Genomic DNA, 13,208 nt, shown 5'->3' with positions numbered 1-13,208 from the left:
GAATTGATGCCAAGGCGCATGAAGAGTTCTTCCGGGGGATGCTGGCCGACATTGACGAGCCGACCCTGCCGTTCGGACTGAGCGAGGTCCATGGCGATGGCAGCAGATCTGGCGAAGCGCGGCGGATGCTGCCGCAGGCGCTCAACGATCGGCTACGCGGCCAGGCGCGGCGGCTGGGGGTGAGCCTGGCGAGCCTGTGCCATCTGGCCTGGGGGCAGGCGCTGGCGCTGAGCAGTGGCCAAGAGCAGGTGGTGTTCGGCACGGTGCTGTTCGGCCGCATGCATGCCGGTACCGGTGCAGACCGTGCCATGGGCCTGTTCATGAACACCCTGCCTGTGCGGCTCGATCTCGACGGGACCGGGGTCGAGGAGAGTGTTCGCATTACCCATGGCCGGCTTTCCGAGCTGCTGGCGCACGAGCATGCCTCGCTGGCACTGGCGCAACGCTGCAGCGGAATTGCAGCACCGGCACCGCTGTTCAGCGCCCTGTTGAACTATCGTCACAACAACATGCCAGCGCCAGGGGGCACGGACGATATCCTCTCCGGCATGGAATGGCTGGGCAGCGAGGAACGCACCAACTATCCGCTGACCCTGTCGGTGGAGGATTTTGGCGAGGCGCTCGGCCTGACGGCGGAAGTGGCCGAGCCCATCTCTGCGGAGCGGGTCTGCGGTTATATGCAGCACGTGCTCGAGCAACTGGCCGAAGCACTGGAGCATGCCCCCGATATGCCGGTGTGCGATCTCGACATCCTGCCGGCCGAGGAGCGGACCTATCTGCTGGAGGATCTGAACCGGACGCAGGCGCCTTATCCTGCGGACAGATGCATCCACGAGCTGTTCGAGCAGCAGGCAGCCAAGACGCCGGACGCGGTGGCGGTGGTCCATGAGGACGAGCACCTGAGCTATGGCGAACTCAATGCCCGGGCCAACCGCCTGGCGCATCATCTGATCGCGCTTGGCGTCAGGCCGGACCAGCCGGTGGCGATCTGCCTTCAGCGCAGCCCGGCCATGGTGGTGGGGCTGCTGGCGATCCTCAAGGCAGGCGGCGCCTACGTGCCGCTCGATCCGGCCTATCCGAGCGCCCGGTTGGGGCAGGTGCTTGAGGATGCAGCACCGCGGCTTATGCTTTGCGATGCCGCCGGCCGCCAAGCCCTCGGCCCAGAGGCGATCGCCGGTCTGGCGATGGTCGATCTCGATACCGCCACCCCGGCCTGGGCCGAACTGCCGGCCATGGACCCAGAGCCGCACGCCCTCGGGCTCACCTCACGCCATCTCGCCTACATCATCTATACCTCCGGGTCCACCGGAACGCCAAAGGGCGTCATGGTCGAGCACCGCGGGATGGGCAATTATCTGTCCTGGGCCTGCGACGTTTATGATCCCAGATCCTCTTCCGTGGTCTCCTCATCACTCGCCTTCGATGCAACGGTTAACAGCCTGTTTGCACCCTTGCTCCGTGGAGGCCATGCGCGCCTTGTAAACGACGGAGATGAAGTCGAAGAACTCAAAACAAGGATCGGCGCGCCGTGCGGGCTGGTCAATATCACCCCGAGCCACCTGGATGCGCTCGGCCGGCAGTTGCTGGCGGGGAAGATGTCGAGCGAGGTCGGCACGTTTATCATCGGCGGTGAAGCGCTGTCGTCCTCAACGGTAGAATTGTGGCGCAGGACCCAGCCGGCAGCCAGGATGGTGAACGAATATGGCCCGACCGAGGCAGTTGTGGGCTGCATCTTCTATGACATTCCGAGCGAGCCCGCCATCTCGGCAAATGTCCCGATCGGCCGTCCGATCGCCAACACGCGGCTCTATCTGCTGGACGGTCATGGTGCGCCGGTTCCGTTCGGGGCGGTGGGCGAGCTCTACATTGGCGGGGCCGGCGTTGCGCGCGGCTACCTCAACCGGCCGGAGCTGACGGCCGAGCGGTTCATCGCCAGTCCCTTTGTCGAAGGCGATCGGCTGTACCGCACCGGCGATCTGGCCCGCTACCTGCCGGACGGCAATCTGGAGTTCCTCGGCCGCAACGACGAGCAGGTGAAGATCCGCGGCTTCCGCATCGAGCCGGGCGAGATCGCCGCCCGGCTTTGCGAGCACGCCTTCGTGCGCGAGGCCGTCGTGGTGGCGCAACAGGACCGCGCCGGCGACAAGCGGCTCGTCGCCTATGTGGTCTGTGCGCCCGAGGCCGGATCGTACGAGGAAGATGGTGCGCAGCTTGCTGCCTCCCTGCGCGCCTATCTGGGTAGCCTGCTGCCGGACTACATGGTGCCCTCGGCCTTCGTGCGGATCGATAGCTTGCCGCTGACACCGAACGGCAAGCTCGACCGCAAGGCACTGCCGGTTCCAGGCGACGACGCCTATGCACGCACCGCCTATGAGGCGCCACGCGGCGAGGTCGAGACGATGCTGGCCGGGATCTGGGCCGAGCTTCTCGGTCTCGAGCGGGTCGGACGCCATGACAACTTCTTCGAACTCGGCGGACACTCGCTGCTCGCCGTGCAGCTGATGGAGCGGCTGCGGCGGCTGTCGCTCGGCGTGGAGGTTCGCACCCTGTTTGCCAAACCGGTGCTGTCCGATCTGGCCGCCAGCCTCGGCAGCCATCACGAGGTGACGGTCCCGGCCAACCTGATCGGCGAGCACAGTACGGCAATCACGCCAGAGATGCTGCCGCTGATCGATCTTACCCAACAGGAGATCGACCGGATCGTGGAAACGGTGCCCGGCGGCGTCGGCAACATCCAGGATATCTATGCCCTGTCGCCGTTGCAGGACGGCATCCTGTTCCATCATCTTCTGGCCAGCCGCGGTGATCCCTATCTGCTGGTATCGCAGATGGCCTTTGCCGACCGTGACCTGCTGGAGCGCTATCTCGGCGCGCTCCAAAAGGTGGTCGACCGTCACGACATCCTGCGCACGGCCTTTGTCTGGGAGGGCCTGTCGAGCCCGGCGCAAGTGGTGTGGCGCAAGGCGCCGCTCGAGGTAGACGAGGTCGAGCTGGATGGCTGTGATGGTTCCGGCGCCGCTGAGCTCAGGCACCGGTTCGATCCGCGTCAGTATCGCATCGATTTGGCCCGGGCACCCTTGATGCGGTTCGTGATCGCGCCCGAGCCGGGTGGCGGCGGGCGCTGGCTGCTTTTGGAGCTGCAGCATCATCTGATCGGCGACCACACGACGCTGGAAGTGATGCATGCCGAGGTCGAGGCCGTGCTGCAGGGCCGCGCGCACGAACTGCCGGCGCCGCAGCCGTTCCGCAATCTGGTGGCGCAGGCGCGGCTGGGAATTGATGCCAAGGCGCATGAAGAGTTCTTCCGGGGGATGCTGGCCGACATTGACGAGCCGACCCTGCCGTTCGGACTGAGCGAGGTCCATGGCGATGGCAGCAGATCTGGCGAAGCGCGGCGGATGCTGCCGCAGGCGCTCAACGATCGGCTACGCGGCCAGGCGCGGCGGCTGGGGGTGAGCCTGGCGAGCCTGTGCCATCTGGCCTGGGGGCAGGCGCTGGCGCTGAGCAGTGGCCAAGAGCAGGTGGTGTTCGGCACGGTGCTGTTCGGCCGCATGCATGCCGGTACCGGTGCAGACCGTGCCATGGGCCTGTTCATGAACACCCTGCCTGTGCGGCTCGATCTCGACGGGACCGGGGTCGAGGAGAGTGTTCGCATTACCCATGGCCGGCTTTCCGAGCTGCTGGCGCACGAGCATGCCTCGCTGGCACTGGCGCAACGCTGCAGCGGAATTGCAGCACCGGCACCGCTGTTCAGCGCCCTGTTGAACTATCGTCACAACAACATGCCAGCGCCAGGGGGCACGGACGATATCCTCTCCGGCATGGAATGGCTGGGCAGCGAGGAACGCACCAACTATCCGCTGACCCTGTCGGTGGAGGATTTTGGCGAGGCGCTCGGCCTGACGGCGGAAGTGGCCGAGCCCATCTCTGCGGAGCGGGTCTGCGGTTATATGCAGCACGTGCTCGAGCAACTGGCCGAAGCACTGGAGCATGCCCCCGATATGCCGGTGTGCGATCTCGACATCCTGCCGGCCGAGGAGCGGACCTATCTGCTGGAGGATCTGAACCGGACGCAGGCGCCTTATCCTGCGGACAGATGCATCCACGAGCTGTTCGAGCAGCAGGCAGCCAAGACGCCGGACGCGGTGGCGGTGGTCCATGAGGACGAGCACCTGAGCTATGGCGAACTCAATGCCCGGGCCAACCGCCTGGCGCATCATCTGATCGCGCTTGGCGTCAGGCCGGACCAGCCGGTGGCGATCTGCCTTCAGCGCAGCCCGGCCATGGTGGTGGGGCTGCTGGCGATCCTCAAGGCAGGCGGCGCCTACGTGCCGCTCGACCCGGCCTATCCGTCTCAGCGGCTGATCCAGGTTCTTGAGGATGCAGACCCACGGCTTATGCTTTGCGATGCGGCCGGCCGCGCAGCCCTCGGCCCAGAGGCGATCGCCGGTCTGACGCTGGTCGATCTCGATACCGCCACCCCGGCCTGGGCCGAACTGCCGGCCATGGACCCAGAGCCGCACGCCCTCGGGCTCACCTCACGCCATCTCGCCTACATCATCTATACCTCCGGGTCCACCGGAACGCCAAAGGGCGTCATGGTCGAGCACCGCGGGATGGGCAATTATCTGTCCTGGGCCTGCGACGTTTATGATCCCAGATCCTCTTCCGTGGTCTCCTCATCACTCGCCTTCGATGCAACGGTTAACAGCCTGTTTGCACCCTTGCTCCGTGGAGGCCATGCGCGCCTTGTAAACGACGGAGATGAAGTCGAAGAACTCAAAACAAGGATCGGCGCGCCGTGCGGGCTGGTCAATATCACCCCGAGCCACCTGGATGCGCTCGGCCGGCAGTTGCTGGCGGGGAAGATGTCGAGCGAGGTCGGCACGTTTATCATCGGCGGTGAAGCGCTGTCGTCCTCAACGGTAGAATTGTGGCGCAGGACCCAGCCGGCAGCCAGGATGGTGAACGAATATGGCCCGACCGAGGCAGTTGTGGGCTGCATCTTCTATGACATTCCGAGCGAGCCCGCCATCTCGGCAAATGTCCCGATCGGCCGTCCGATCGCCAACACGCGGCTCTATCTGCTGGACGGTCATGGTGCGCCGGTTCCGTTCGGGGCGGTGGGCGAGCTCTACATTGGCGGGGCCGGCGTTGCGCGCGGCTACCTCAACCGGCCGGAGCTGACGGCCGAGCGGTTCATCGCCAGTCCCTTTGTCGAAGGCGATCGGCTGTACCGCACCGGCGATCTGGCCCGCTATCTGCCGGACGGCAATCTGGAGTTCCTCGGCCGCAACGACGAGCAGGTGAAGATCCGCGGCTTCCGCATCGAGCCGGGCGAGATCGCCGCCCGGCTTTGCGAGCACGCCTTCGTGCGCGAGGCCGTCGTGGTGGCGCAACAGGACCGCACCGGCGACAAGCGGCTCGTCGCCTATGTGGTCTGTGCGCCCGAGGCCGGATCGGACGAGGAAGATGGCGCGCAGCTTGCTGCCTCCTTGCGCGCCTATCTGGGTAGCCTGCTGCCGGACTACATGGTGCCCTCGGCCTTCGTGCGGATCGATAGCTTGCCGCTGACACCGAACGGCAAGCTCGACCGCAAGGCACTGCCGGTTCCAGGCGACGACGCCTATGCACGCACCGCCTATGAGGCGCCACGCGGCGAGGTCGAGACGATGCTGGCCGGGATCTGGGCCGAGCTTCTCGGTCTCGAGCGGGTCGGACGCCACGACAACTTCTTCGAACTCGGCGGCCATTCGCTGCTCGCCGTAAGGCTCTTGAGCCGGCTGTCGCTGGCTTTTGGTGTCGAGCTGCCGCTGAGAACCCTGTTTGCCAAACCGGTGCTGTCCGATCTGGCACAAAGCATTGTCGAGCAGTTGAGCCTGGCCGGTCCGCAAGATCTGCCGGCGATCGTGGCCGTATCGCGCGATGCGCCGCTTGTGCTGTCGTTCGCGCAGCAGCGGCTCTGGTTCCTGGCGCAGCTGGACGAGGGCAGCACCAACTATCATATTCCGCTGGGCTTGCGACTTCGGGGTGTGCTCGACCGCAGCGCCTGGCAGCGCAGCCTTAACCGTCTGTTTGCGCGCCATGAGGCGCTACGCAGCGTCTTTGTCGCGCCACAGGGCAAGCCCCGGGTCGAGATCCTGCCGCCGGATGCGGGGCTGCCGGTGATCGAGCACGATCTCAAGGGCAGGGCGGATGCCGAGACGGCGCTTTTGGATCTGTGCCAGGAGGAAGCGCGTACGCCCTTCGATCTGTCGCGCGGACCGCTGATCCGTGCCCGGCTGATCGACATGGCCGACGAGGAGCACGTCTTCCTTTTGACCCAGCATCACATCGTCTCGGACGGCTGGTCGATGGGCGTGCTGGTGCGGGAGCTGAGCAGCCTTTACCGGGCATTCGCCGCTGGGCAGGACGATCCTTTGCCGCCGCTTATGATCCAGTATCCCGATTATGCCGCCTGGCAACGCCAGTGGCTTTCGGGGGAACGGCTGCAGACCCAGGCGGACTATTGGCGCGAGACCCTGGCCGGCGCTCCGGCCCGTCTGGCACTGCCGACGGATCGGCCACGGCCGGCCGAGCAGTCGTTTGCCGGGGCCAATGTTCCTGTCGTCATCGATGCGGAGCTGACGCGCGACCTGAAGCGGCTGAGCCACCAGCATGGCACGACCTTGTTCATGACGGTGCTGGCGGCCTGGGCTGCGGTGCTGTCGCGTCTGTCGGGGCAGGACGACCTTGTCATCGGTGTGCCGAGCGCCAATCGCGGGCGGCGCGAGACCGAAGACTTGATCGGCTTCTTCGTCAACACCCTGGCGCTGCGGCTGGACCTGTCGGGCGAGCCGAGCGTGTCGGCGCTTCTGGACCGGACGCGGCGCACGACGCTGGCGGCACAGGAGCATCAAGACCTTCCGTTCGAGCAGGTGGTGGAGATCGTCCAGCCACCCCGGGCTCTTGATCACACGCCACTGTTCCAGGTGATGCTGGCCTGGGAGAACAACGCGGTCGGGTCCTTCGACCTGCCCGGGCTAAGTGTGGAGGCTGCGGGGGAGGGGTTCGATCAGGTCAAGTTCGATCTCGAACTGAGCCTTTGCGAGCATGGCGAGGTTATCACCGGAACGCTGGGTTATGCGAGCGCGCTGTTCGAGGAAGCGACGATCGTGCGGCAGCGTGGTTATCTTTTGGCGCTGCTGCGGGCGATGGTCGCCGATGCAAGCCAGCCGGTCGGCCGCATCGACATCCTGCCGGCTGACGAGCGCAGCTATCTGCTGGAGGAGTTGAACCGGACGGTGGCGGACTATCCGTCGGACAAGTGCATCCACGAGCTGTTCGAGGCGCAGGTCCGCCGCGCCCCCGATGCCATCGCCCTTGTCCATGAAGACGAAGAGCTGAGTTATGGCGAACTCAACGCGCAGGCCAACCGCCTGGCGCATCATCTGATCGCGCTTGGCGTCAGGCCGGACCAGCCGGTGGCGATCTGCCTTCAGCGCAGCCCGGCCATGGTGGTGGGGCTGCTGGCGATCCTCAAGGCAGGTGGTGCCTACGTGCCGCTCGACCCGGCCTATCCGTCTCAGCGGCTGATCCAGGTTCTTGAGGATGCAGACCCACGGCTTATGCTTTGCGATGCGGCCGGCCGCGCAGCCCTCGGCCCAGAGGCGATCGCCGGTCTGACGCTGGTCGATCTCGATACCGCCACCCCGGCCTGGGCCGAACTGCCGGCCATGGACCCAGAGCCGCACGCCCTCGGGCTCACCTCACGCCATCTCGCCTACATCATCTATACCTCCGGGTCCACCGGGACGCCAAAGGGCGTCATGGTCGAGCATCGCGGGATGGTGCGTCTTGTGGCGGGGAACGATTTCGTAGAGATCTCCCCGCGGGACGTCTTTCTCAACGCATCCTCACCCACATTCGACGCGACCACGTTCGAGGTCTGGGGCGCCTTGGCGAACGGCGCCAGGGTTGTGCTCTATCCTGGGTATCACCTCTCGACCGCAACACTGGCTCAGATCATCCAAGACCAAGGTATCACTATCGCCTGGATGACTGCCCGATTGTTCGACGTCTATGTGGGGGAGAAGCGGAGTACTGATCGGCTAAAGCAACTGCTGGTCGGGGGCGAAGAGGTCTCCCCCGCTTCCGTCAGCGCCTGCCAGAAGCGACATCTGACGCTGCGGATCTCAAATGGCTATGGTCCGACAGAGAATACCACCTTCAGTCTCTGCTATTCGGTGCCTGCTGTTTTCGATAGCCGGCAACGAGTGCCGCTGGGACGACCAATTCGCAATACGGTTGTCTATCTTCTCGACGGCGATGGCGCACCGGTGCCGTTCGGGGCGGTGGGCGAGCTCTACATTGGCGGGGCTGGCGTTGCGCGCGGCTACCTCAACCGGCCGGAGCTGACGGCCGAGCGGTTCATCGCCAGTCCCTTTGTCGAAGGCGATCGGCTGTACCGCACCGGCGATCTGGCCCGCTACCTGCCGGACGGCAATCTGGAGTTCCTCGGCCGCAACGACGAGCAGGTGAAGATCCGCGGCTTCCGCATCGAGCCGGGCGAGATCGCCGCCCGGCTTTGCGAGCACGCCTTCGTGCGCGAGGCCGTCGTGGTGGCGCAACAGGACCGCGCCGGCGACAAGCGGCTCGTCGCCTATGTGGTCTGTGCGCCCGAGGCCGGATCGTACGAGGAAGATGGTGCGCAGCTTGCTGCCTCCCTGCGCGCCTATCTGGGTAGCCTGCTGCCGGACTACATGGTGCCCTCGGCCTTCGTGCGGATCGATAGCTTGCCGCTGACACCGAACGGCAAGCTCGACCGCAAGGCACTGCCGGTTCCAGGCGACGACGCCTATGCACGCACCGCCTATGAGGCGCCACGCGGCGAGGTCGAGACGATGCTGGCCGGGATCTGGGCCGAGCTTCTCGGTCTCGAGCGGGTCGGACGCCATGACAACTTCTTCGAACTCGGCGGACACTCGCTGCTCGCCGTGCAGCTGATGGAGCGGCTGCGGCGGCTGTCGCTCGGCGTGGAGGTTCGCACCCTGTTTGCCAAACCGGTGCTGTCCGATCTGGCCGCCAGCCTCGGCAGCCATCACGAGGTGACGGTCCCGGCCAACCTGATCGGCGAGCACAGTACGGCAATCACGCCAGAGATGCTGCCGCTGATCGATCTTACCCAACAGGAGATCGACCGGATCGTGGAAACGGTGCCCGGCGGCGTCGGCAACATCCAGGATATCTATGCCCTGTCGCCGTTGCAGGACGGCATCCTGTTCCATCATCTTCTGGCCAGCCGCGGTGATCCCTATCTGCTGGTATCGCAGATGGCCTTTGCCGACCGTGACCTGCTGGAGCGCTATCTCGGCGCGCTCCAAAAGGTGGTCGACCGTCACGACATCCTGCGCACGGCCTTTGTCTGGGAGGGCCTGTCGAGCCCGGCGCAAGTGGTGTGGCGCAAGGCGCCGCTCGAGGTAGACGAGGTCGAGCTGGATGGCTGTGATGGTTCCGGCGCCGCTGAGCTCAGGCACCGGTTCGATCCGCGTCAGTATCGCATCGATTTGGCCCGGGCACCCTTGATGCGGTTCGTGATCGCGCCCGAGCCGGGTGGCGGCGGGCGCTGGCTGCTTTTGGAGCTGCAGCATCATCTGATCGGCGACCACACGACGCTGGAAGTGATGCATGCCGAGGTCGAGGCCGTGCTGCAGGGCCGCGCGCACGAACTGCCGGCGCCGCAGCCGTTCCGCAATCTGGTGGCGCAGGCGCGGCTGGGAATTGATGCCAAGGCGCATGAAGAGTTCTTCCGGGGGATGCTGGCCGACATTGACGAGCCGACCCTGCCGTTCGGACTGAGCGAGGTCCATGGCGATGGCAGCAGATCTGGCGAAGCGCGGCGGATGCTGCCGCAGGCGCTCAACGATCGGCTACGCGGCCAGGCGCGGCGGCTGGGGGTGAGCCTGGCGAGCCTGTGCCATCTGGCCTGGGGGCAGGCGCTGGCGCTGAGCAGTGGCCAAGAGCAGGTGGTGTTCGGCACGGTGCTGTTCGGCCGCATGCATGCCGGTACCGGTGCAGACCGTGCCATGGGCCTGTTCATGAACACCCTGCCTGTGCGGCTCGATCTCGACGGGACCGGGGTCGAGGAGAGTGTTCGCATTACCCATGGCCGGCTTTCCGAGCTGCTGGCGCACGAGCATGCCTCGCTGGCACTGGCGCAACGCTGCAGCGGAATTGCAGCACCGGCACCGCTGTTCAGCGCCCTGTTGAACTATCGTCACAACAACATGCCAGCGCCAGGGGGCACGGACGATATCCTCTCCGGCATGGAATGGCTGGGCAGCGAGGAACGCACCAACTATCCGCTGACCCTGTCGGTGGAGGATTTTGGCGAGGCGCTCGGCCTGACGGCGGAAGTGGCCGAGCCCATCTCTGCGGAGCGGGTCTGCGGTTATATGCAGCACGTGCTCGAGCAACTGGCCGAAGCACTGGAGCATGCCCCCGATATGCCGGTGTGCGATCTCGACATCCTGCCGGCCGAGGAGCGGACCTATCTGCTGGAGGATCTGAACCGGACGCAGGCGCCTTATCCTGCGGACAGATGCATCCACGAGCTGTTCGAGCAGCAGGCAGCCAAGACGCCGGACGCGGTGGCGGTGGTCCATGAGGACGAGCACCTGAGCTATGGCGAACTCAATGCCCGGGCCAACCGCCTGGCGCATCATCTGATCGCCCTTGGGGTCAAGCCGGACCAGCCGGTGGCGATCTGCCTTCAGCGCAGCCCGGCCATGGTGGTGGGGCTGCTGGCGATCCTCAAGGCAGGCGGCGCCTACGTGCCGCTCGATCCAGCCTATCCGTCTCAGCGGCTGATCCAGGTTCTCGGGGATGCCGCCCCGCAGCTGCTGCTTTGCGATGCGGCCGGCCGCCAAGCCCTCGGCCCAGAGGCGATCGCCGGTCTGACGCTGGTCGATCTCGATACCGCCACCCCGGCCTGGGCCGAACTGCCGGCCATGGACCCAGAGCCGCACGCCCTCGGCCTGACGTCCCGCCATCTCGCCTATATCATCTATACATCGGGCTCCACCGGGACGCCAAAGGGTGTCATGGTCGAGCACCAGAGTGTGCTGAATTTCCTATCTGCCTTTTTGGATACATCCTCGATCTCTGAACGAGATGTACTGCTAGCTGTCACGACCATCTCATTTGATATCGCGGGCATGGAGTTATATCTTCCATTGAGTGCCGGAGCTTCGGTCGTACTCGCTAACCATCGAGATGCTACGGACGCTGTTGGGTTGCAGCGGCTTCTCGTCCATCACAAGATTTCCATGTTGCAGGCCACTCCGGCGACGTGGCGCATGCTATTGGATGCCGGCTGGCAAGGAACACCGGACGCACGTGCCTTGTGTGGAGGGGAAGCCTTACCTGCAAATCTTTCGTTACGTCTTAAGAGAGAAGTAAGTTCTCTTAGGAATCTTTACGGTCCGAGTGAAACAACGATCTGGTCAACCGGTTTTCTTATTGAAACGAACGTCCCTGAACTCCATCACATCGTCCCGATCGGCCGCCCGATCGCCAACACGCGGATTTACCTGCTGGACGGTCATGGCGCGCCGGTTCCGTTCGGGGCGGTGGGCGAGCTTTACATTGGCGGGGCTGGCGTTGCGCGCGGCTATCTCAACCGGCCGGAGCTGACGGCCGAGCGGTTTTTGGCCGATCCGTTCAGTGACGAAGCCGGTGCCCGCATGTACCGCACCGGCGATCTGGCCCGCTACCTGCCGGACGGCAATCTGGAGTTCCTCGGCCGCAACGACGAGCAGGTGAAGATCCGCGGCTTCCGCATCGAGCCGGGCGAGATCGCCGCACGGCTTTGCGAGCACGCCTTCGTGCGCGAGGCCGTCGTGGTGGCGCAAGAGGACCGCGCCGGCGACAAGCGGCTCGTCGCCTATGTGGTCTGTGCACCCGAGGCCGGATCGTACGAGGCCGATGGCGCGCAGCTTGCTGCCTCCCTGCGCGCCCATCTGGGTAGCCTGCTGCCGGACTACATGGTGCCGTCGGCCTTCGTGCGGATCGATACCTTGCCGCTGACACCAAACGGCAAGCTCGACCGCAAGGCACTGCCGGTTCCGGGCGACGACGCCTATGCGCGCACCGCCTATGAGGCGCCACGCGGCGAGGTCGAGACGATGCTGGCCGGGATCTGGGCCGAGCTTCTCGGTCTCGAGCGGGTCGGACGCCATGACAACTTCTTCGAACTCGGCGGACACTCGCTGCTCGCCATTCGGCTGCTCAGCCAAGCAGCAAACCGCGGATTGATGTTTAGTGCTGCCGATCTCTTCCAAGCTCCTGTTCTAAGACAAATTGCGTCCAAAGTTCAATTGGATCACGTCCGTCACACCCCTGGAGTCCTGCCCGTTCGGACGATTGGATCTCGACCACCACTATTCTTTGTTCCGACGGGTTACGGAGATTATTCATACGTTCTATCCTTGGTGAAGGATATGGAAATAGACTGCCCTGTGTATGCTCTGCCATGGCCATCGTTCAACCAAAATGATCCACCAACTCTCGAAGTAATAGCTGCGCAGGTAGCTCGGGTTATAAAGAAAATCCAACCGCAAGGCCCGTACCGTCTTGCTGGATATTCATCAGGGGCAATCTTGGCTTATGCAATTGCCCAGCACTTACTAAGCATCGATGATGCTGTACAATTCATGGCTTTGATTGATGCCAGCCTCCCCGCTACTCCACCAAGCATGTCGGATGCGCAAATCGCGCTAGAAATGATTTTCGAGCCTCTCGAAACGCTAGATGATGAACGCTTCTACTTCCTGGAGCGTGTTGCCAAAGATTGCTCAATTACTGAGTTGCTCCAGAAAGCTGAGGAAATCGGCGCAATAGCGGAAGACCATGGACTCTACGATACGGCGTCGATGTATGCACAGTTTCACCAAGCGCTGCAGTCCTATCACGTTCCAGTTTTGCCAGTCGAGATACATCAATTTTATGCCAGCGCGCCTTCGATGGGCCGGCGCGTGCGCGTCGGCGATTCAATGGGGGCGGAAGAAACGTCACCTATGCGCGGCTGGGACAGGGTCTTAGATGTCGCTGCCATTCATGCCGTGCCGGTTCCCGGCGATCATGTAACCCTGATGAGTGATCGGAAGAACCGCCGGGTTTTAGCATTCTTACTATCAATGGCCTTAGCGGCTGACGCAAACGAGCCTTAG

The 13,208-nt window shown here is 64.3% G+C and carries 1 pseudogene (running past one end of the window); it reads left to right on the top strand.

Features of this window, described 5'->3' with window-relative positions:
* Window positions 1-13,208, top strand: a pseudogene (locus CCGE525_RS37185) (non-ribosomal peptide synthase/polyketide synthase) (its annotated part extends 19,945 nt beyond the left edge of the window); the annotation flags it as partial.

Source organism: Rhizobium jaguaris, assembly GCF_003627755.1.
GTDB classification, from domain to species: Bacteria; Pseudomonadota; Alphaproteobacteria; order Rhizobiales; family Rhizobiaceae; genus Rhizobium; species Rhizobium jaguaris.
This window is presented reverse-complemented; position numbering and strand designations above follow the sequence as displayed.